This window comes from Streptomyces sp. NPDC001415, assembly GCF_053597395.1.
Genome location: NZ_JBSFIE010000013.1, coordinates 40,668 through 60,960, shown reverse-complemented (window position 1 = coordinate 60,960; position 20,293 = coordinate 40,668). Strand labels below are relative to the sequence as shown.

The following is a 20,293-nucleotide window of genomic DNA, read 5'->3' as shown; positions in this document are numbered from 1 at the left end:
GGTGGCGGCCGCACTGCCCGCGGGCGGCCGCTCCTTCGCTCGCAGCGGTGGACGGCTACAGCGTGCCCCCGCCGTCCACCGTCAGAACCGCTCCGGTCACGAACGACGATTCCTCGCCGAGCAGGAAGCGCACGGCGTCGGCGATCTCCCGCGGCTCGCCGACCCGCCCCAGCGGACGGTCGGCCGCCTCCTCGTAGAACTCGGCCAGCGGGCGGCCGAGTTGGCGTGCTTCGCGTTCGAGCATGGAGGTCCGTACGTCTCCCGGCGCCACGCAGTTGGCTCGGATGCCCGCCGACGCGTGGTCCAGGGCCATGGCCCGGGTCAGCATCACCACGCCCGCCTTGGCCGCACAGTAGGCGGCGGCCCGCCGACCCGCCCGCAGGCCCCAGCCCGAGGCGACGGTGACGATCGAGCCCCCGCCCGCCTTCGCGAGATGGGGAATCGCGGTCCGGCAGGTCAGGAAGACCGAGTCCAGGTTGTCCTCGAAGGTGGCCCGCCAGTCGGCCGGGGTCAGCTCCGTGATGTCACCCCGCCGGATGCTGCCCGCGACCGTACACACGCCGTGCAGCGCGCCGAAGCGTGCCACGACGGCTTCGACCAGGGCCTCGACCTCCTCGGGCCGGGACAGGTCGCAGCCGAACGGCTCGGCACGGCCGCCCGCCGACCGCACCTCCAGGGCGATCTCCCGGGCGGACTCGACGTCGCGGTCCGCCACGGCGAGCGCGGTGCGATGGTCGGCGAGGCGTCGGCAGACGGCCGATCCGATCCCGCCGGCGCCCCCGGTGACGAGCACGACGCGGTCCGCCTCCGGGCCACCCGCACTCTCCGGCTCCTTCATCGCGGGCTCCCCTCGCCGGACGCGCTCGCCCCCGGCGCGGAGGTGCCGAGCACCATGGCGAGCAGCGCCTTCTGGGCGTGCAGGCGGTTCTCGGCCTGGTCGAAGATCAGCGAGCGGGGCCCGTCCTTGACCTCGGCGTCCATCTCCTCGCCCCGGTTGCTCGGCATGCAGTCCAGGAACGGCGCGCCCGGCGCGGCAAGCGCCATGAGCGGCTCGGTCACCCGCCACCGGTCGGCGAGCCGGGTCCGCGCCTGCCATTCGTGCTGCCCGGTCAACTGGAGGGACTTCCAGCTCTGTACGTACACCGCGTCCGCGCCCCGCACCGCCTCCTCCATGTCCTCGCAGAAGTCGAGCCGCGCCCCGGACGAGGCCGCCAGCGCGTGCGCCTCCTTGACGTACCGCTCGTCGAGGTCGAAGCCGGGCGGGTGCGCGAACGTGACGTGATGGCCGAGCAGGGCCGCGGCGAGGAGCGAGGAGTGCAGAACACCCGGCGTCTTCTGGCGGGAGGAGTACGCCCAGGTGTAGACGACCCGCCGCCGCGGCAGCCCGTCGCCGAACCGTTCGCGCAGGGTCAGCAGATCGGCGAGGACCTGACAGGGGTGCTCCTCGTCGTCCAGGGCGTTGATGATCGGGATGGAGGAGTGCTCGGCCATGGTGTGCAGCCGGCGGTGCCCCGCGCCGTAGTCGGCCATGTCGTACCAGCGGACCACCAGGGCGCTGAGATAGCGGCTCAGCACTCCGGCCGTGTCCTCGATGGTCTCGTTGTTGGCGAGGCGCAGCTCCTCCGGGCCGTAGGTGTAGCTGCGCCCGCCGAGTTGGGCGGCGGCCACCTGGAAGGAGACCCGGGTTCGGGTGGACGGCACGTGGAACAGGAGCCCGAGGTCCGTTCCGGTGAGGTAGGGGTGGGTGTCCTCGCGGCGCTTCATACGTTCGGCGAGGGCGAGCAGAGTGCGTAACTCGTCGGCGGAGAAGTCGGTCATTCCGAGTATGTGGCGGCCGAGCAAGGCGTCACCTCTCTCGTTGGTCGTGCTCTGGATGGTGGTGGTGCGGTGCGGTGGCGGGAAGTTCGTGAGAAGACGGGAGTGCGGTCGCCGCGCGAGGCCCGGACCGCTCGCGGCGGGCCGGCCACCGCTCGGCGAGCACCGCCGCGCTGAACATGGCGGCCGCATAGCCGATGCTGAGGCCCATGAAGGGCAGCATCACCACGGTCACGGCGGTGACCAGGTAGTTCGTCCAGCGCATCGGGCCGGTCCGTACGAGACGTACGGCGGACAGGAAAGCGAGGAGGAAGACGAGGAGGTAGGCGGCGGAGGACGCCTTGATGAGCACCGACTCGTTGGAGTCGGTCGCCGCGAGGAGGCCGAGGGTGAGGCTGTAGCCCGGGACCAGGGCGAGCACCGCCCGTGACGGTGTGCCGGTGCGGGGCGAGATCCGGCTCAGACCACGGGGGATGATCCCTTCGCGGGCCAGCGCGAAGACGACCCTGGAGGTCCCCAGGCACCAGGCGTTGGTGGTGAGCACGAGCAGGACGGACGCCACCAGGTAGCCGACGGTGCTGTGGTCGGCACCGGTGGCCGTCCTCAACAGCCGGGTGAATCCGGTGAGTCCCTCCTCGGTGTTCCGGTCCGATGGCAGCGTGAGGGCGACGGTCAGCGCCATGGCGAAGTACAGGACCCCCACGACGCAGACGGCGCACAGGATGCCGCGGGGGAAGGTGCGCCCGGGATCGCGTACCTCTTCGGCGATGGGGGCGGCGTTCTCCCACCCGATGAAGCCGAAGAAGCAGATCAGCAGGCAATCGCCGAGCACGCCCCAGCCGTGCGGGGCGAACGGGCTGAGCTGCGCCGGACTGCCTTGGGGGAGCGCCAGGACGATGATGGCGCAGAGCACGCCGGTGACGACCACGAGCACGGCGAGCTGCACGCGCCCGCTGACCTTGACGCCGAGCAGGTTCAGCGCGATGCAACCGAGGATGACCACGGCCCCCGCCGCGAGCGAGGCCCGGTTGGAGCCGCCCGGGGCGAGCGCGGCCAGGAGGTAGCGTCCGGCGATGAGACCGAGTACGGGGTTGGCCAGGAGCAGCGTCATCAGGAGGTAGAGCGCGGCGACCCGGCCCGCCCGTCTGCCGAAGGCCACCTCGACGAACTGCGCGACGCCCTTGCTCGTCGGGTGCAGCGTCGAGAGCTTGGCGAAGACGAGCGCGAACGGGTAGCTGTACAGGATCAGAATGCCCCAGGCAAGCAGCGACAGCGGCCCCGCCGTGGTCCAGGCGAGCACCGGAATGACCAGCAGACCGACGCCGAGAACGGAGGTCAGGTAGTGGACGACGAGCCCGGGGACTGTGATGTGCCGCCGCAGGACGTTGGCCGCCACTGGGAACTCTCCTGTTCCGTTCCGCGGGAGGCTGTGTCCCGAGCTGCCGGGTCGAAAGCGGTGGGGCCGGAATCCGCCGGGTCCGCCCACAATGCGTCCATGGTCTCGTGGGACAGGGACTTGGCCAGATCACGGCGCGCGGCATAACCCATGTTCACGATGAGGCGCCTGCCGCCCGTGACCGGATAAACCCGGTGCAGGGTGGTGTCGGACCGCAGGAAATAGAGGTCGCCCGGCCGGAGTTCGACGGAGTGAATCGGCCGCGATACGAAGTGCCGGTGCAGCTGGGGGTTTTCCTTGTCCCACTCGGTGCGCGGTACGCACTGCACGAACCCGCCCTGTTCCACCGGCGGGCAGTCGATCACCCACACGAGGGCGAAACTGTAGTCGTCCCAATGCCAGCCGTGGGTGTCGCCGCTCTGTGTGAGCTCGGTAATGACGAATTGCTCGGGAGGATAGGGGCATTCAAGAACTTCCTCTCCCGCGACGACGGCCAGAGATTCCCTGAGCCCCGGGGAGGAATACAGCCGCGGAAGGATCCGGCCGTACTCGGCGATCTCGGCACGGCGTACGTTGTGCATCCGCCGCGGCGTGCCACCGGTCTCGGCGAACGCGTCGTCCCGCCGCACGGCATGACGGCTGATCAGCGATTCCGTCTCCTCCGCTACGAGCTTCTTGACGTCGTACGGAGCCAGGAAACCGGTCTTCACGAAACCCTGGGTGAGGAATTCCCGACGGGCCCGATGCATACGGAGTGGGGGCACCTCGTGGACAAGGTGGCGTTCCAGCGCGTCGACGACGCTGTCGGCGCGTGCTGCACTTTCTTCGATCATGGCAATGTCCGTTCCCCGATCTTCCCGGCGCTGCCGCCATCAGGTTCCGGCCCGAAGGCTCGCATGCTTCCGGGGCCTTTGGTCATTTAGAGCCTGTGTCTGAACCCCGCCCGGGCCTGCGGCGTCTGGCACGCACTCCCCCAAGGCCTTAAGGGCCAGGGGGGACCCCCATGCCGCGTTGGCCGAAAGCCCTGGTAGCTCCTCCCCCAAGGCCTTAAAGGCCAGGGGGGACCCCCATCAAGGACTTCCAGCCGCCTTGCGATCGCACGCACCAGACGCCGCAGTCTGATCCGGACGGAGTTCAGACACAGGCTCTTACCAGTGAACAGTGCCGTACTTGAGCCATGCGGGCGACGGGGGGTATTCGCGCCAGGCCGGGATGGCTCAGATCCCATGGGATGCCGGCCCGGGGGAACGGATGGCCACTCCGCGCCGTTGACACGGGGATCCATTGTGTCGCGAAATTCCGGACAGCCAAGTGGAATTGGGCCACAAGATAGCCAACCGGCGCTTATCCTGCGCGATGTGTGGCGTCAGGCGGTGAGGTTGAGCCATTCGTCGCGTGGAAGGGGGAAGGTCCCGGCCGCGACCGGTGCCCTGTACTTGGCGCAGTGTGAGCATGCTGGAGGTGCCGCGAGCCGTCCCTCGCCGAGTGGCTTATCAGCCGAGTACGAGCGGCAACTTCGCGACCAGCGGGCCGAGTTCGGCCTTCTCCGTATCAATGGGTGCTCGGCGGCCGGTACCGATCAGCAACGCGTCCGTGTCGGTGAACGAGGCGGGGAACGGGGCGTCGGCGATCGCCTCCAGCATCGTGCGGGACCGGGCCAGGCCTTCGGCGGGCGGCCCCGCGACGTCGGGGAGACGGGCGATCAGGTCGAGGTGGTGCAGCGTCCATTCCAGGACGTACGCGGAGAGGTAGTCGCCCACGGTGAGGACCTGGTCCTGAGTGCTGACCCGCGCGCCGGGGTCGGCGAGTTCGGCGGCACGTCCCGCGGCGGAGCCGACATCGTCCAGGTGGAACTTGAGCAGCCCCGGCTCCTCGTACGCGGCGGCCAGCCGGACGATCAGCGCGTCGAGCGGGTCGTCGCCGGTCGGGGGTTGGTCCCCAACGCTCCAGTAGGTCACCGCATCGACGGTCGGTTCGCCCTCGGCGGGGGTGACGAGAGTGATCAGGACGTCCTGCGCGTCGATGACGAGGTGGCACACGAGGTCGCGCACAAGCCATCCGCCGCAGCCGGACGGCTGCGCGAAGTCCTGGTCCCTGAGCCCGGCGACCGCGGTGCGCAATGCCGTCCAGGAGCGCGAGAAGAGATCCACATCGGCAAGGTAGTGCGGGGAGGGGAGGGCGGACAAGCGCATGTGAGCGGGGCGGGCGGCCGGGCGCTGCTGCCGACGCTCACGTGCCGACCCGGCCGCCCCTCGTCGGTCCTGCTCGTCAGCTCTGCGCGGTCAGCCTGTCCAGCTCCTCGGCGATCTCCTCCCGCAGAGGGTCGTGCCGGGGCGCCAGGGCATGCCGCTTGTCCCGCCAGTTCTCGTGGGGGTAGAGCCAGACCGGCATACGGACGAGGTCGGCCGGTTCCCAGTCGAAGCGCGGCCACACATGAGCGTGCAGGAACCCGTCGGTGTTGCCCAGGATCTCCAGGTTCACCCGACGAAACGCCGGGTCGAGCCGACGGCAGGCGTGCTCGACGGCTTCGCCGAGCGCGTCCATGTCGGAGAGGAAAGCCAATCGCTTCGCCCGCGGAAGCTCCGACAGCCGTTCCACCTCGGGATCATCCACCAGGAGAACCGAGTAGCCCGGTAGGAACTGCACGTCTCCGATCGCGGCGAACCCTGCCCTCAACCGCCTCAGCACGGTGGGGTTTTCACCGCGCAGGGCACTTCCGATCCGGTCCTTGCGCCAATCGCTCGTCATGACGGAAACCTATGCGAGCGCGATCAGCGGGCGCCGGGCACCCTCCGGGAAACCGGGGTCGGCCGGACATCGGGTCGACGCTGCTCAACCTCGTGGACGACGGGCGTACCGGGCGCGCCTGGCCGGGAGCTCTACCACGGGACGGTCTCGCCATGGCGGTCCAGGAACTGCAGGCCGGGAGCTCCGGACTGAGCTTCGAGGACGTCGACGACAGCCGGGATGCTCTCCGCGGGGCTCAACGGCGCGTCGGGGCCGCCGAGTTGGGTCCGGTTGTGGCCCGGGTCGATGAGCAGCTTGGTGTGGCCGTCGCCGGCATGGCGGGTGGCGTAACTGCGCATCAGCTGGTTGAGCGCGGCCTTGCTGGCCTTGTAGAGCTCGTACCCGTCCTCGGTGTTGCGCGAGATGCTGCCCTGTTCGGAGGACATGACCGCGACGGTTCCGCCGGGTGGGACGAGTCCGCGCAGGGCCTCAAGTGTGCGCAGCGGGCTCAACGCGTTGGTGACCATCACCTCGGTGAACATGTCGGTCGGGACCTCGCCGATGGGCAGGTTGCCCCGGTCGATCGCGGCGTTGACGAAGAGCAGATCGAGTCGGCGGCCCTCCGGACCCCCGTCCGGGCGGCCTTCCAGACGCTCGCGCAGAGCGGCCAGTTGCTCGGAGCTGGTCATCTCCAACGATTCGATCTCCAGCTGTCCCTTGCGGGCATCGGCGCGTGCTCGCAGCTCGCCGCCGGCCCGGCGCGTCGTGGCGATGACTCGCCAGCCGCGCCGGGCGAGCTCGTCGGCAAGGACGAGCCCCAGCCCTTGAGAGGCTCCGACGACCAGGGCTTGACGGTGGGGTGTGGTGGACACACGTACTCCTTCGCGGTGGGTGGGTGCATTCAACCTAGACTGGACGGTGCGTCTAGACAAGGGCGTGGAGATCGTTGCCGGGTACTGTGTTCCGCATGCCCGCCACGAGCTCTCAACCCCCCAGGCCTCGCTCCGGCCCCCGGCGCGACGAGGCCGCACGTCTGGCGGTGCTTCATGCCGCGGACGACCTGCTCGTCGAGCACGGCTTCGGGGGCCTGACCGTCGAAGCCATCGCGCGGCGTGCCGGCGTCGCCAAGCAGACGATCTACCGCTGGTGGCCCTCGAAGGTGGAGATCCTTCTCGACACGCTCATCGAGGACAGCGGTAAACACCTTCCCGTCCCGACGGAGAAGGTCACGGCGGAGAGCATCCGTGGTTACCTGCGGAGCTTCGCGCGGTTCCTCACCCGCGACCCCGCCGGCAAGGTCCTGCTCGCACTCATCGCCCAGGCGCAGCACGATCGCGGCACGGCCGAGAGCTTCCACAAGCGCTATCTCGGTCCGCGCCGCACCCAGGAGCGCGCCATGCTCGCGTGCGCGATCGGCGCCGGCGAGGTCTCGCCCAAGTTCGGTCCCGACGCCACGATGGACGCTCTCGTCGGCCCGATCGTCTATTGCGCCCTGACGGGTTCGAGCATCCCCCGCGGTTTGGTGGACACCCTGGTCGAGGACCTGCTCAGGCCCTGCTCAAGCTGAGTGTCCGCTCGGCTGGGCGCCTGTTCTCCTCCCGAGGGCGCCCGCTCCGGGCTGTCGCACCATGAAGACGTCGACGGCGTCCTCGGTCTCCATGGTGAATCCGTGCCGCTCGTACAAGCGTCGCGCGGCGCTGCCCCGTAGGACGTTGAGGCGGACGACCAGGCCATCGGCGTCGGCCCGCTCCAGCATTCTTCGCAGGACGGCCGACCCCAGCCCTTGCCCCTGAAGGTCCGGCGCGAGATAGAAGTGCTCCAGCCACTGCCCGTCCTCGGCCGGGCGCACGGCGACGCAGCCCGCGAAGGCGCCGTGCGCCAGGATGATCGACGTGTGCCGCGGGACGAAGGCGTCCCGGAACCGCTGCCGGACCCGATGCTCGTCGAACCGTCCGAGCCGCACCAGATCCGGACGCATCGCCACCGCCCGCAGCTCCACGATCGGCTCGACATCCGCCGGCACCGCGGACCGCAGCGCCCATTCCACCGGACGGCGCGCCCCATACCCAGGCAGCGCCCGGGCCTGCCGCGAACCGCCCGCCCCCGTACTCGTATCCATGCCCGGAGTATCTCAACGGCCCCCGGCGACCCCGCGCGGGGGATGGTTCACCTGCGGTGTGCCTCTGGGAGGGTGTGCGCGCCGCGCGACCCGGCAGGTGCCCTCAGGGCGCTCCGCCGCCGAATTAGTCACTTCCGGATGATCTGTCACGGATCGAAATTGCTACCCTGATGGACATGACTGCCATGGCGCCCGCTCGCACCGCCCCCGACCTCTCCTTCCTTCTGGACCACACCAGCCACGTCCTGCGCACCCGCATGGCCGCCGTCCTCGGTGAGATCGGGCTGACGGCGCGCATGCACTGCGTGCTGGTCCATGCTCTGGGGGAGGAGCGGACGCAGGCGCAGCTGGCCGAGCTCGGAGGCATGGACAAGACCACGATGGTGGTGACGGTCGACGCCCTGGAGGCGGCGGGCCTCGCCGAGCGCCGGCCGTCCAGTACGGACCGGCGGGCGCGCATCATCGCCGTGACCGAAGAGGGCGCCCGGGTCGCGCGCCGGAGCCAGAAGATCGTCGACGGCGTCCATGCGGAAGCCCTCGCCAGCCTCTCCGAAGGCGACCGGGAGGCGCTCCTGCGTGCCCTGAACGGCCTCGCCGAAGGGCACTTGGCGGTTCCGGCGGAGTCTCCCCGTCCGGCTCGCCGCGCCCGTCAGAGCGGGAAGTAGAGCGAGGGGGAGGGGAAGGAAGTTCGACCGAAACAAATAGTCTGCAACAAAACCATCTGTTAGTGTCTCTCCTGTCGCCCAACGGACAGGAGAGATCGCATGTTTGCCACTTCCGCCCCTGATCCCAGAACCCCCCGCTCGCAGTGGTTGGCCCTCGGAGTCATCGCCACGAGCCTGCTGATGGTCGTCCTCGACGGCAGCATCGTGACCGTGGCCATGCCGGCCATCCAGAACGACCTCGGCTTCACCCCCACGGGACTCGGCTGGGTCGTCAACGCCTATCTGATCGCGTTCGGCGGTCTGCTGCTGCTCTCCGGCCGGCTCGGCGACCTCGTGGGCCGCAAGCGGATGTTCCTGTCCGGCACGGCGGTATTCACCGCGGCCTCGCTCCTCGCGGGCGTGGCCACCTCCCCCGCGGCGCTGATCGTGGCCCGATTCCTCCAGGGCATAGGCAGCGCGATGGCCTCCGCCGTCGGCCTTGGCATCCTCGTGACGCTGTTCACCGAACCAGGGCAACGCGCCAGGGCGATCGCCGTGTTCAGCTTCACCGGCGCGGCCGGCGCCTCGATCGGGCAGGTGCTCGGCGGAGTACTCACCGATGCCCTGAGCTGGCACTGGATCTTCTTCATCAACCTGCCGTTCGGGCTCGCCGTCCTGGGACTCGCCCTGCCCGTGCTGCCCGCCGACCGGGGCATCGGCCTGAAGGCCGGCGCCGACGCCGTCGGGGCGCTGCTCGTCACGACAGGACTGATGCTCGGGATCTACACCATCGTCAAGGCCGGTGAGTACGGCTGGACTTCGGCGCATACGCTCGGCCTGGGCGCGCTCGCCGTCGTTCTGCTCGCCGCGTTCCTCGTTCGGCAGGCCACCGCCAGGACCCCGCTCATGCCGTTGCGGATCTTCCGCTCACGGAACGTCTCGGGCGCCAACCTGGTCCAGATGCTCATGGTGGCCGCGCTGTTCTCCTTCCAGATCCTCGTCGCCTTCTACCTGCAGGGAGTTCTCGCATACGACGCCACCCGGACCGGTCTTGCCATGCTCCCCGCCGCGGGCATCATCGGCGCGGTCTCCCTCGGTGTCTCCGCCCGCCTCAACGCCCGCTTCGGCGAACGCCCGGTCCTGCTCACGGGAATCGCGCTTCTGATCGGTGTTCTCGGACTGCTCGCCCGTGTCCCCGTGCATGCCGACTACGTCACCGACCTCCTGCCGGTGATGCTGCTCGCCGCCGGCTTCGGGCTCGCTCTGCCCGCGCTGACCACGCTCGGCATGTCCGGCGCGGGTGAGGAGGACTCGGGGCTCGCCTCCGGCCTCTTCAACACGACCCAGCAGATCGGCATGGCCCTCGGCGTCGCGGTGCTCTCCACGCTGGCCGCGTCCCGCACCAACAACCTGCTCGCCCACGGAAGAAGCCGGACGGAGGCGTTGACCGGCGGCTACCACCTTGCCTTCGCCGTCGGTGCGGGGCTCCTCGTGGCGGCTTTCGTCGTCGCGGCCGTGCTGCTGCGCCGGCCCGGGCAGCAGCCGCGTACGACCGTGACGCGGACACGCGACGCCGCGCCGGACGGCACCAGCCTCACCGCCGTCTGAACCTCCGCTCCTATCCACCGCGCGCACGCCCACCGAAAGGCAGCACCGTGAACACGTACGAGAACCCGGCCGCAACTCCCATCCAGGAAGAGACCGGGACCGATCGGCCCGGTAGCGGGCCCTTGCCCCGCGCCCTGTCCGATGAGGCACTCTCGCGGCTGCTCCAGGCGCAGCGGTTCGGGGTGCTCGCCACCGTCAAGGGCAGCGGGCACCCTCACCTGTCGACCGTGCTCCACCACTGGAACCCCGAAGAGCGCGTCATCCGGATCTCCACCACGGCCGACCGTCTCAAAGTCCGGCATCTGCGCCGCGATCCACATGTGGCTCTGCACGTCACGGGCCCGGATGTCTGGTCGTTCGCCGTCGCCGAGGGCGAGGCCGAAGTGTCGCCGGAGGCGAAGGTCCCCGGCGACGCGACCGGCCGCGAACTCCTCGCGCTCACCCCCGGGTTCGAGGACCCGGCCGAGGAGGCGGCCTTCCTTGAGCAGTTGGTCGCCGACCGGCGTGTGGTGATCCGGATCCCGGTCTCGCGCCTGTACGGAACGGCCCTCGACATCCCTGGCGCGGACCCGGTCGAGGCTGCGGCACAGGCTCTCAGTTCCAGGGGTCGGTGAAGGACCGTCCGGGCACCGGCTTGGCGATGAGGGCCACCGCGATGAAGAAGTTGACCTGCCCGATGGCGAACATCAAGGTGGCCAGCGCCTTCGGCTCATAGTGTTCGGCGGCCTGGGCGTAGAGCTCGTCCGAGACCCGCTCGCCGTGTGCGGCCGGCTGGAGCGCGGCCTCGACGAGCGCCAGCGCGGCACGTTCGGCGCTCGTGAAGTAGGGCGAGTCCTGCCAGGACGCCACCGATGTGATCCGCTCCTCCGACTCGCCGGCCTTGCGCAGGAAGCCGGTGTGCAGAACGGTCAGGTAGGTGCTGCCGACGATCTGCCCCGCACGCAGTTGGAGGAGGCTGATGGTGGCACGGGGCACCGAGCCGTTGCCGGTGACCTTGAACAGGGCAGCCGACACCTGCGCCAGCTCGGGGACGAGCTGTGCGGGGTCCTCGGACATCCGGGGAGCCATCGGTACTTCCGTGGTGATCGAGCGAGTCTCCATGACCATCTCCTCAAGGCTTTCGCGTTGCTGTCACTGCTCTGACAGATCGCGGCGGAGAAATGTGACAAGAGGCGGGCCGACGGATGGAAATTCCTTCCGCGTTCCGCCCGCGTTCTGCCCGCATGGTCCTCTGACCTGGGAGAACGGGCACTTTGTCCCGCCCCGTAGCCGAGCAGGTACCAACTAGGTACCATCGAGTCATGCCGTCCTTGAACATCACCTTCACCGACGAGGAACTCGAAGCGGTACGGGCCGCCGCGGCCGCCGACGGGAAATCGCTCAAGCAGTACGTCCACGACCTGCCCCTGCGGGAACAGCAGCGCCTGCAGTTCGTCCGGTACGCGCTCTCCTGGGGGGAGCAGCAGCGCGCCGAGTTCGACGAGGCCTTTCCCGACGAGGCGCCGCCGAGCTCGCGCAGCGAGGGGGCGGACGCCGCCTGATGGTCCTCTACATCGACGTCCCGTGGCTCCTGGACGTCCAGGAGCAGGCTGTCCCGGAAGACGTGAGCGTCGCCGACTACTCGGCCCTGGTCGCCGCGGTCGCCCGCCACAAGACCCGCATCCCCCGCCCCGCCACCGCCGACCCCGAACCCTCCTGGCGGGCGGCGGCTCTGCTGCACACCCTGGTACGCCTGCAACCGCTGCCGCACCGCAACAGCCTCTACGCCTGCCAGGTGACGGCCGCCTACATGTACGCCTCGGGTGAGGGCATCGATCCGCCGTACGGCGCGATGGTGGATCTCGTCCGCGACATCCAGGCGGGGAAGGTGAGCGTGTATCAGGCCGCGGACCGCATCCGGGCGTGGCGCATCTGACGGGGGAGGGGCCGACTGAACTGCTCTGAGTTGGCCTGGGGTTGGGCCGTGACTGGCGCTGAGGTGGAGTACCACCGGGGAGCGGCCTGACGCTTCTGTCGATGGCGCGACATCCTGGTGGCGGCCGTGGGACGGCCCCGCTTCATCGCCGGCGCGGACATCAAGCCTGGGGCGGTGGTGATCGATGCGGGGTACAACCCGGGCAACGTCGGGGACGTGGATTTCACCTCCGCCAGAGACCGGGCCGCCTTGATCACCCCGGTACCGGGCGGGGTGGGGCCCATGACCATCGCCGTACTCCTCGCTCAGACGGTGGAGGCGGCCGGGCGTCAACTGGGCGTGAGCTGATCGTCGGTTCTGGCCGGCGGCGGGGCCGATGGGTCGCCGACGTCGACCTGTGCCGCGTCGAGAGCCCGGCGTGCCGGGCCGTTGCCTCCGCCACGGTGAAGCCGCCGCCAGCACGAGCGAGCCGTCGGCGACCGTCGGCGCGCCCATGGTCCCGGCCGTGGTCTTCTGCACCACGGTCCGGCCAGCGAGCGTCATCTCCCTTACAAATCCAGGGGAGTTGACGGCATCGAAACACGGCGCACGCCGTCCTTGAGCGCGAGCCAGTCCGGATGCAGGGGGCCGGGGTGGGGTGCGTGCGGAAGTCTCCTGGCCGCTCTACCTGGGCCTGCTGCTCTCCGGATCGTTGACGCATCGGGGCGGAGCCACGTCCGGGTCTGGTCGGTTCGGGGCACCCGGGGACAGGGCACGGGGGGCGGGGTCTTCGGGGTATGGGGGGATCACCTCCTAAGGAGTGGGGGATCGTTTCGGCGCCCCTCGTTCGGGTGATCGGCGCATGTATGGAATGGGGGCGGGGGAGCCATGCGGCGACTCGAACCAGCCGCCGAGTCATAGCAACCACCGTTAAATGAAAGTGAGTTCAAGTGCGCCGTACCGCTGCTGTCCTCCTCGGAACCGCCGCCCTTCTCGGAGCCCTCGCTACTCCTGCCATCGCTGATGACGGAGCCCAAGGAGCCGCTGTCAACTCGCCGGGGGTTGTATCGGGCAACGTGATCCAGGTTCCGATCCACGTCCCAGTCAACGCGTGCGGCAACAGCATCAACATCGTGGGGCTGCTGAATCCGACGTTCGGCAACACGTGCGTCAACGACTGACAGGCTGACCTGCTGTGGTGCTGTTCCGTTCCTTCGGCAGCACCACAGCGCAGCGTCCGCACCCGCATGGGTTCGGTCTGGGCCGGTCGGGTCGGCGTAGAGGTCGCAAAGATCGGATTGCGTGGCCCCCGACCCGCCCATCCGCGTGAGCTTACCGACCGGCTGTACTGGACAGGTACGGAACACAGGGCGGCCGGCGCCCGGGCCGCCGTCACTGTCGGGCCACGTACGCTCGTCCCATGGGTAGTGAGATGGGATTGCGGGAGCGCAAGAGGCGGCAGACGTACGAAGCGGTGTCGGAGACGGCCATCGCGCTGTTCCTGGAGCGTGGCTTCGACAAGGTTTCCGTCGCGGAGGTCGCCGCGGCCGCCGGGATTTCCAAGCCCACCCTGTTCCGGTACTTCCCCGCCAAGGAGGACCTCGTACTGCACCGGTTCGCCGACCACGAAGACGAGGCGGCTCGAGTCGTCGCGGCCGGCCGGGCCGAGGGGATCGCGCCGCTGCCCGCCCTGCGCGCCCACTTCCGCGAGGGACTGGAACGCCGCGACCCGGTGACCGGGCTCTGCGACAACCCGCACGTGCGCGCCTATTACAGCCTGCTCTACGGAACCCCGAGCCTGGTGGCCCGGCTGTACGGGTACCAGGAGCGGTCGGAGCAGGCGCTGGCCGCCGAGCTCGGCGAAGGGCTCGGCGCGCGGATCGCGGCCGGCCAGATCATCGCCGTACGCCGGATCCTCGCGGAGGAGAACTGGCGCCGCATCGAGGCGGGGGAGAGCGAGGGGGCGCTGTACCCGGAGGCCGTGCGGGCGGCGGACCGGGCGTTCGCGCAGTTGGCGCAGGGGCTGGGAACCGAGTACGGGGAGGGGTGACTCACCACCCTGTGCCCCCTGCCCTCCATTCGTTACTGAGTAAAAAATGTAACCGGGTTGCGTTATCCTGGTCGGCATGAAGCCACTCGACCGGGAACTCGACCACGAGCGGACCTACCACGACGCCTGCCGGGCGGCCCTGTCCGCCATGACCGAGGGTGCCGGACATCGCGTCGTCATCGGCGAGAACGCCTTCGCGTCCGGCGCCGACGCCGAGGTGCTCGGTTATCAACTCCGAAGCTGGGCCAAGGAGTTGAGGGAGATGCCGCAGGGCCCGCTGTTCTTCGGGCGGCTCGACTTCGACGCGGCGGCCGATGGCGACCACGCCGGCCAGAGCTATCACATCGGCCGTCGCCGCATCAGCGAGCACCCCTCCGCCCCGCCCCTCGTCGTCGACTGGAGGGCGCCCGTCTCGCGCCGCTTCTACCAGGCCAGCGCCCGTGACCCCCAGGGTGTCGCCGTCCGCCGACGGTTCGGCTGGGCGCAGGGAAGCTCTGGGGCCGCCGAGGACCTGACAGGTCTTGAGGACGAGCGCCTGGTGGCGGGGGAGGCGCGGGGCCCCGGCGCGATCCTCACCGGGGAGATCGAGCGCCCCCGCGTCGGCCCCATGCGGGACATCGCGGCGACCATCCAGCCCGAGCAGGACGACCTCGTACGCTCCGAACTGGCCGAGTCCGTCTGCGTGCAGGGCGCCCCCGGGACCGGCAAGACCGCAGTCGGCCTGCACCGCGCGGCGTACCTCCTCTACACCTATCCGCAACGCGTCCAGCGTCGCGGCCTCCTGGTGCTCGGCCCCAACCGCACCTTCCTCTCCTACATCCGCGAAGTCCTCCCCGCGCTCGGCGAGTACGACATCCGCCAGTCGACCGTCGACGAGGAGATCGTGCGGGACACCCGCGGCCGCGAGGTGCGAGCCATCGACGAACCGGAGGCGGCGATCGTCAAGCACGACGTGCGGATGGCCGGAGTGCTGCGTCGTGCCCTGTACGGACGTGTCGCCCACCCCGTCAACTCCCTTGCGCTGCGCGAGGGTTCGTATACCTGGCGGGTCGCCAAGGGGGAGCTCGCGTCGATCGTCGCCGCGGTACGGGCCGAGGCGCCGCCGTACGCCATCGGGCGGGAGCGGGTGCGCAGCCGGGCGGTCCGGGCGATCCAGCTCCAGGCGGAACGGCGGGCCGGGCCCATGAACAACACCTGGGTCCAGAAGATCACCAGGGCGCGCCCGGTGACCGAATTCGTCGACACGGTGTGGCCGAAGGTGAAGCCGGAAGAGGTGCTGGCCGAGCTGTTCGCGGACCCTGACGCACTGGCCGCGGCGGCCGACGGCAGCCTCGATCCGGACGAACAGAAGACCCTCCTGTGGTCGAAGCGGCCGCGCTCGTGGAAGTCCGCCAAGTGGTCGGCGGCCGATCTCGTGCTGCTCGACGAGGTGGCGGGCCTGATCGAGCACCCCGAGGGGTACGGGCACATCGTCGTCGACGAGGCGCAGGACCTGTCCCCGATGCAGTGCCGGGCGATCGCCCGGCGCGCGGTGTTCGGCTCGCTGACGGTGCTCGGCGACCTGGCCCAGGGCACCACCCCATGGGCGGCCCGCGGCTGGTCCGGGCAGCTCGCCCATCTGGGCAAGCCGGGCGCCGAGGTGGTGCCGCTGACGACGGGCTTCCGGGTGCCGGCCGCGATCGTGGAACTGGCTAACCGGCTGCTCCCCGCGCTCGACGTGGACGTGCCGACCGGTCAATCCCTGCGCAAGGACGGTGAGTTGAGCTATCGCCGCGCTGCTTCGCCGCAGGGGCTTGCCGAGGCGGCGGTCGACGCGGTGCGGGCGGCGCTGGGCCGTGAGGGCTCGGTGGGCGTGATCGCGGCCGACCGCGACGTGCCCGCGCTGGCTGCCGCCATCGAGTCGGCCGGCCTCGACGCGGCGGACGCGGCGCGGGTCACGCTGCTCCCCGCGACGCTCGCCAAGGGCCTCGAATACGACCACGTGGTGGCCGTCGAACCGGCCGAGATCGCGGCGGCCGAGGAGCGCGGCCCGCACCGGCTCTACGTGGTCCTGACCCGGGCGGTGTCGGGCCTGGAGATCGTCCACAGCAGGCCGCTGCCGAGGGAGCTGGAGCCGGCCGTCGTCGGCTGAGTTTGGCGGTGCCGGGCAGCGGATCGGGTGTGGTGGAGGACCGGTTCCGGGGAGGTGCTCGCCGAGGTGAGGCGGGCGGGGTCGGGCCGTGTTCGCGAGGTGCGGCCGGCCTTGTTCAAGCGGAACCAGCCTTTTCTACAAGGCATTTGGGGTTCCTGGCGGCATCCGGACGATTCCGGCAAGGCCTTCCTGGTGGGCGAGCACGGCGGCCTGAACGCGGTTCTCCAGGCCGAGCCGGGTGAGGATGCGGTTGACGCGGCTCTTCACGTTCCCTTCGCTGAGGCCGAGGGCTGAGGCGATCTGCGCGTTGGACAGACCTCGGGCGACCAGCACGAGGACCTGGAGTTCGCGCTCGGTCAGCAGATCCGCGAGCTCGCCTTCGCGCGGGGCGGGGGCCGGGGTGTTGGGCATCAAGGCGGCCGGGAGAGCGGTGACGGTGTCGATGAGACGGCGCGTCACGCTCGGAGCAAGTACCGCCTCCCCGTTGGCGGTTGAGCGAATGGCCTGGGCGAGCAGTTCGGGAGGGCTGTTCTTCAGCAGGAAGCCGGCGGCCCCGGCTCGCAACGCGGCATGCACGTACTCGTCCAGGTCGAACGTGGTCAGCACGAGGACACGCGGCGCCGCACCCGGGCCGGGCCAGCAGGTGGTGATGTGCCGCGTGGCCTCCACGCCGGTCGTGCCGGGCATGCGGACGTCCATCAGAACGACGTCGGGCTGGAGCTCGACGGCTCGGGCGACAGCCTGCTTCCCGTCGGCTGCCTCGCCGACGACCGAAAGGTCCTCACGGCGGTCGACGACCAGGCGAAGCCCGGTCCTGACCATCTCCTGATCGTCGACGATCAGCACGCGGATGGTCGTGCGTCCGTCACCGCTGGTCATACGTCCGCCTCCGTCGGCCAGGCGTCCGCCTCCGTCGGCCGAGGCGCCTTCGCGAGGAGAACCGCGTGCAGCCGCCAGCCGCCGTCCTCGCACGGCCCGGCCTCCAGCACGCCGTCGAAGGCCGCGACGCGTTCCCGCATGCCGATGAGCCCGCGCCCGGTCCCGGGGACCGGCGCGCGCCCTGATGGCGCCGGATCGTTCGCGACCTCGATCGTGAGGCGGGAGTCGTCACCGCCCACGGTGACCCGCACGCCGACGGGCCCGGCGTGCTTGATGACGTTCGTCAACGCCTCCTGGACGATCCGGTAGGCCGAGATCCGCACCCCCGCGGAAAGCGCGGTCCGCGCCCCGACCTCCGACACGTAGGTCACTCGGCAGCCCGCTTCCGTCGCCGCGTCGATGAGCGGTTCGAGATGGTCGAGGGACGGTTCGGGCGCGAGCTCCCGTTCCCGGAAGGACAGCAGTCCGAGGACGCGCCGCATCTCGATGAGGGCGGTGTCCGCCGTCCGCGCGATGAGACCGACGCACTGCACGGCCTGGGCGGCGGGGAACGAGCCGGCTTCGGCGGGGGCGGATGCGGGTGTCATGACGTCCTCGGCGGCTCGCGCCTGGACGGCGATGGCACTCACATGGTGGGCCACCACGTCGTGCAGGTCACGGGCAATGCGGGCGCGCTCGGTGACCACCGCCTGCCGGGCGTTGAGTTCCCGCTCGGCCTCAAGACGCCGATTGAGCTCACGCAGGCGTTCCGCGTCGGCGTCGATCCTGCGCCTGCCACACCCCAGAAGCCAGGCCAGGGCGAAGAAGAAGACGAACGTCGTGGTGCTGATCGGCTCCAGCGACCCCAGACGCGGGGTCTCCCAGTGCCCGGTGAGCGCATCGGCGCCGGCGGTGGACGCGAGGCACAGCAACGTCCCCGGCAGGCTCGCCGGGACCGGGGCGTAGCGGGCCGCGCCATACACGCCGATCATGAGCAGGAACGGGCCCGGTATGCGGCCCTGAATCGGACTGAGCACCTGGAAGGCCACGTACAGGCAGGTCATCGCCGCCAGGACGGCGATGGGACGCGTCCGCCTCCACAGCAGTGGGACCGTCTGCGCTCCCCAAAGGGCCACTCCCCAGCCACTCGGCTCCGGCGTGCGGTCCAGCACCGTGGCCACGTCGAACAACGTCAGGCCGCCGCCCAGCGCTACGTCCGTCAGACGTGGCCGGTCGGCTATCCATCGCCGCGCTTCTCGTGGCGCGGCTTTCATATTGATGACCATCTCGGTCCGTCAGGGTAGGGCACTGTCCGGCGGATTTGGTTGCCGCGCATCGATAGTTGCGTGGGCGCGCGCGAGATCGACGTGGAGAGGGACGTGCCACGCGAAGGGGCCCGCCTAGCGTTTTGGCCATGACGAACCTCCCCCTGACGAATCCCCTCGTCTCCTCGACGGCACCGCCTCCCCAGGAGCCTGCGCACACCATCAACTCCCGTAAGCGGCAGGGGAGTTCGGGCGCGCTTCGATACGGACTGCTGGTGCTCGGCACGGGCGCGATGCTGTTCGCGGTGGGCGGCCGGTGGGACATCGCGGCCGCGGCGTGGATCTTCCCCGTGCTCCTGCTGCGTTTCGCCCGGCTCAGCCGCGTGTGGTCCGGAACTTTGTGGATCTGGCTGGCGCACATCGCCGCCGCCGTCTTCTGGATCCAGGAGTCGGAACTCGGCCTCAACCCCGTCGCCGTCGTGGGCGCGATCGCTCTCGCGGCCCTGCAGACGCTGCCGTTCCTGGCCGACAGGCTGCTGGTCAGCCGGTTGCGCCCGGCGGTGGCGGCCCTCGCCTTCCCCGCGGCTTTCGCCGGCGCCGAGTTCCTGATCACCCTGGTGACCCCGCTCGGCACGGCGTACGGCTGCCTGGCCGTCACGCAGTACGGCGACCTCCCGCTCCTGCAGGTCGTGTCGGTCACCGGGCCGTGGGGGATCGGGTTCCTGATCGCCTACTTCGCGAGTACCGCCAACCGGATCTGGGAGCGGCCCGCATGGCGCAGTGGCCTGGTCTACGGGACGGTACTGCTGACCGTCGTGCTGGCCGGCGGCGCCCGAATGGCCTTCAGCCCGCCGGTGGGCGCCACCGTACGGATCGCCGGGGTGAGCCCCAGCAGGACCGTGACCGACACCCTGCGGGCCGTGCTCGGGCGGATCGACGGCGGGCCGGCCGACATCGCCTCCGCGCCCGCCTCGCAGGTGGAGCCCGCGATGACCGCCGTCGAGAACGATTTGCTCGCCGCGACCCGGCGTGAAGCCGCGGCCGGAGCGAAGATCGTGATCTGGCCGGAGGAGGCCGTCAGGGTCCAGGAGTCCCACGCACCCGCCGCTATCGCCGCCGCACAGGAAGAGGCCCGCCGGTCCGGGATCTACCTGGAGATCGGCGTCCGCACCTACAGCACGACCGGCCCCGCCTTCGGCCGCGACGAGGCGCTGCTCATCGACCCCCACGGGAAGGTGCTGTGGACCTACCAGAAGGCACACCCGATCCCCGGCTCGGAGAGGTACGAGCCCGGTGACGGCCGCGTGCCCGTCGCGGACACCCCGTACGGCCGCATCGCGAACGTCATCTGCTACGACGCCGACTTCCCCGCCCTGATGCGGACGCGGGCCGACATCATGCTCGTCCCGTCCGCCGACTGGAAGGAGTATGGCGCCGCGCACACCGCGAAGGCGAGCCTGCGGGCCATCGAGGGCGGCTACTCACTGGTGCGGCAGGACGCGCAGGGGGTTTCGACCGCCTACGACAACCAAGGCCATGTGCTCGCCACCACCGACTACTTCACGACGGATCGGCAGACGATGGTGGCCCATGTGCCCACGCGCGGCGTCACCACGATCTACGACCGGATCGGCGACACCTTCGCCTGGCTCTGCCTGACAGGTCTCGCCGCGCTCATGGTCATCGCGGTCGCCCGGCCCCGGCGTCGTACGACCGACGGCTGAGAAATGTGGCGGGCGGCGAGAGGGCCCGAACTCACAGCAGGGCGGGCTCGATCGCCCGGCGG

General features: G+C 70.2%; 21 protein-coding genes, 2 pseudogenes and 1 riboswitch. Of the genes and pseudogenes, 11 read left to right on the top strand and 12 right to left on the bottom strand.

Annotation, left to right across the window (positions count from 1 at the left end; translation table 11 throughout):
* Window positions 1–55 precede the first annotated feature (55 nt).
* From ACWC2B_RS19375 to ACWC2B_RS19345, 7 genes are all read right to left on the bottom strand, one after another.
* Window positions 56–838 (bottom strand): SDR family NAD(P)-dependent oxidoreductase, encoded by a 783-nt coding sequence (locus tag ACWC2B_RS19375; RefSeq protein WP_450718071.1) that lies wholly within the window; start codon window positions 836–838, stop codon window positions 56–58.
* Window positions 835–1,842, bottom strand: a complete 1,008-nt coding sequence (locus ACWC2B_RS19370; RefSeq protein WP_450718069.1) for an ornithine carbamoyltransferase — start codon at window positions 1,840–1,842, stop codon at window positions 835–837. Before ACWC2B_RS19370 ends, ACWC2B_RS19375 begins: the two co-directional genes overlap by 4 nt.
* A 4-nt stretch (window positions 1,843–1,846) precedes the next feature.
* Complete coding sequence (locus tag ACWC2B_RS19365; protein WP_450718067.1) at window positions 1,847–3,211, bottom strand: APC family permease; 1,365 nt, start codon at window positions 3,209–3,211, stop codon at window positions 1,847–1,849.
* Window positions 3,151–4,044 carry a HalD/BesD family halogenase gene (locus ACWC2B_RS19360; protein ID WP_450718065.1) on the bottom strand — a complete coding sequence of 298 codons (894 nt, stop codon included), beginning with the start codon at window positions 4,042–4,044 and terminating at the stop codon, window positions 3,151–3,153. The genes ACWC2B_RS19365 and ACWC2B_RS19360 overlap by 61 nt, the downstream gene beginning before the upstream one ends.
* Before the next feature lie 660 nt (window positions 4,045–4,704).
* Window positions 4,705–5,361 carry a maleylpyruvate isomerase N-terminal domain-containing protein gene (locus ACWC2B_RS19355; RefSeq protein WP_450718063.1) on the bottom strand — a complete coding sequence of 219 codons (657 nt, stop codon included), beginning with the start codon at window positions 5,359–5,361 and terminating at the stop codon, window positions 4,705–4,707.
* A gap of 118 nt (window positions 5,362–5,479) precedes the next feature.
* Window positions 5,480–5,959, bottom strand: a complete 480-nt coding sequence (locus tag ACWC2B_RS19350; RefSeq protein WP_450718061.1) for a diadenosine tetraphosphate hydrolase — start codon at window positions 5,957–5,959, stop codon at window positions 5,480–5,482.
* Between the two features lie 131 nt (window positions 5,960–6,090).
* Entirely contained in the window at window positions 6,091–6,810 is a 720-nt protein-coding gene (locus ACWC2B_RS19345) for an SDR family NAD(P)-dependent oxidoreductase (RefSeq protein ID WP_450718059.1), read from the bottom strand.
* A 95-nt stretch (window positions 6,811–6,905) separates the two neighbouring features.
* Here ACWC2B_RS19345 and ACWC2B_RS19340 point away from each other — a divergent pair, with 95 nt between their 5' ends.
* The gene (locus tag ACWC2B_RS19340; protein ID WP_450718057.1) at window positions 6,906–7,505 is read left to right on the top strand and encodes a TetR/AcrR family transcriptional regulator; all 600 of its coding nucleotides are present in this window, start codon (window positions 6,906–6,908) and stop codon (window positions 7,503–7,505) included.
* On the opposite strand, the gene ACWC2B_RS19335 is transcribed toward ACWC2B_RS19340, so the two are convergent.
* Window positions 7,497–8,057, bottom strand: a complete 561-nt coding sequence (locus ACWC2B_RS19335; protein WP_450718055.1) for an N-acetyltransferase family protein — start codon at window positions 8,055–8,057, stop codon at window positions 7,497–7,499. The genes ACWC2B_RS19340 and ACWC2B_RS19335 overlap by 9 nt on opposite strands.
* Window positions 8,058–8,233: 176 nt before the next feature.
* On the opposite strand from ACWC2B_RS19335, the gene ACWC2B_RS19330 reads away from it, so the two are divergent.
* From ACWC2B_RS19330 to ACWC2B_RS19320, 3 genes are all read left to right on the top strand, one after another.
* Window positions 8,234–8,722, top strand: coding sequence for a MarR family winged helix-turn-helix transcriptional regulator (locus ACWC2B_RS19330; RefSeq protein WP_450718053.1), 489 nt, complete (start codon window positions 8,234–8,236; stop codon window positions 8,720–8,722).
* A gap of 99 nt (window positions 8,723–8,821) precedes the next feature.
* The gene (locus tag ACWC2B_RS19325) at window positions 8,822–10,309 is read left to right on the top strand and encodes a DHA2 family efflux MFS transporter permease subunit (protein ID WP_450718051.1); all 1,488 of its coding nucleotides are present in this window, start codon (window positions 8,822–8,824) and stop codon (window positions 10,307–10,309) included.
* 80 nt (window positions 10,310–10,389) lie between these two features.
* Entirely contained in the window at window positions 10,390–10,923 is a 534-nt protein-coding gene (locus ACWC2B_RS19320; protein WP_450718284.1) for a PPOX class F420-dependent oxidoreductase, read from the top strand.
* Here ACWC2B_RS19320 and ACWC2B_RS19315 read toward each other — a convergent pair.
* Complete coding sequence (locus tag ACWC2B_RS19315; protein ID WP_450718049.1) at window positions 10,904–11,410, bottom strand: carboxymuconolactone decarboxylase family protein; 507 nt, start codon at window positions 11,408–11,410, stop codon at window positions 10,904–10,906. The genes ACWC2B_RS19320 and ACWC2B_RS19315 overlap by 20 nt on opposite strands.
* Before the next feature lie 200 nt (window positions 11,411–11,610).
* Here ACWC2B_RS19315 and ACWC2B_RS19310 point away from each other — a divergent pair, with 200 nt between their 5' ends.
* The 3 genes and pseudogenes from ACWC2B_RS19310 to ACWC2B_RS19300 form a co-directional block, all read left to right on the top strand.
* Window positions 11,611–11,850, top strand: coding sequence for a hypothetical protein (locus ACWC2B_RS19310; RefSeq protein WP_450718047.1), 240 nt, complete (start codon window positions 11,611–11,613; stop codon window positions 11,848–11,850).
* Window positions 11,850–12,224, top strand: coding sequence for a toxin Doc (locus ACWC2B_RS19305; RefSeq protein WP_114034648.1), 375 nt, complete (start codon window positions 11,850–11,852; stop codon window positions 12,222–12,224). Before ACWC2B_RS19310 ends, ACWC2B_RS19305 begins: the two co-directional genes overlap by 1 nt.
* 38 nt (window positions 12,225–12,262) lie before the next feature.
* Window positions 12,263–12,353: riboswitch (ZMP/ZTP riboswitch) on the top strand.
* Window positions 12,324–12,572, top strand: a pseudogene (locus ACWC2B_RS19300) (bifunctional 5,10-methylene-tetrahydrofolate dehydrogenase/5,10-methylene-tetrahydrofolate cyclohydrolase); the annotation flags it as partial. (Overlaps the previous riboswitch by 30 nt.)
* Before the next feature lie 73 nt (window positions 12,573–12,645).
* Here the strand turns inward: ACWC2B_RS19300 and ACWC2B_RS19295 are convergent.
* Window positions 12,646–12,844: pseudogene (locus ACWC2B_RS19295) on the bottom strand (2-phosphosulfolactate phosphatase); the annotation flags it as partial.
* A gap of 309 nt (window positions 12,845–13,153) precedes the next feature.
* Between ACWC2B_RS19295 and ACWC2B_RS19290 the strand changes: the two are divergent.
* From ACWC2B_RS19290 to ACWC2B_RS19280, 3 genes are all read left to right on the top strand, one after another.
* Entirely contained in the window at window positions 13,154–13,384 is a 231-nt protein-coding gene (locus ACWC2B_RS19290) for a chaplin (protein ID WP_450718044.1), read from the top strand.
* 239 nt (window positions 13,385–13,623) lie between these two features.
* Entirely contained in the window at window positions 13,624–14,253 is a 630-nt protein-coding gene (locus ACWC2B_RS19285) for a TetR/AcrR family transcriptional regulator (RefSeq protein ID WP_450718042.1), read from the top strand.
* Between the two features lie 76 nt (window positions 14,254–14,329).
* Window positions 14,330–16,384, top strand: coding sequence for a HelD family protein (locus tag ACWC2B_RS19280; protein WP_450718040.1), 2,055 nt, complete (start codon window positions 14,330–14,332; stop codon window positions 16,382–16,384).
* Window positions 16,385–16,519: 135 nt separating this feature from the next.
* Here ACWC2B_RS19280 and ACWC2B_RS19275 read toward each other — a convergent pair whose 3' ends face one another.
* Both ACWC2B_RS19275 and ACWC2B_RS19270 read right to left on the bottom strand, forming a co-directional pair.
* Window positions 16,520–17,263, bottom strand: a complete 744-nt coding sequence (locus ACWC2B_RS19275) for a response regulator (RefSeq protein WP_450718038.1) — start codon at window positions 17,261–17,263, stop codon at window positions 16,520–16,522.
* Window positions 17,260–18,516: a sensor histidine kinase gene (locus ACWC2B_RS19270; RefSeq protein ID WP_450718036.1), complete on the bottom strand. Its 1,257-nt coding sequence runs from the start codon at window positions 18,514–18,516 to the stop codon at window positions 17,260–17,262. The genes ACWC2B_RS19275 and ACWC2B_RS19270 overlap by 4 nt, the downstream gene beginning before the upstream one ends.
* 140 nt (window positions 18,517–18,656) lie before the next feature.
* On the opposite strand from ACWC2B_RS19270, the gene ACWC2B_RS19265 reads away from it, so the two are divergent.
* On the top strand, window positions 18,657–20,231 hold the full coding sequence (locus tag ACWC2B_RS19265; protein ID WP_450718034.1) for a nitrilase-related carbon-nitrogen hydrolase: 1,575 nt from the start codon (window positions 18,657–18,659) through the stop codon (window positions 20,229–20,231).
* Window positions 20,232–20,293 lie beyond the last annotated feature (62 nt).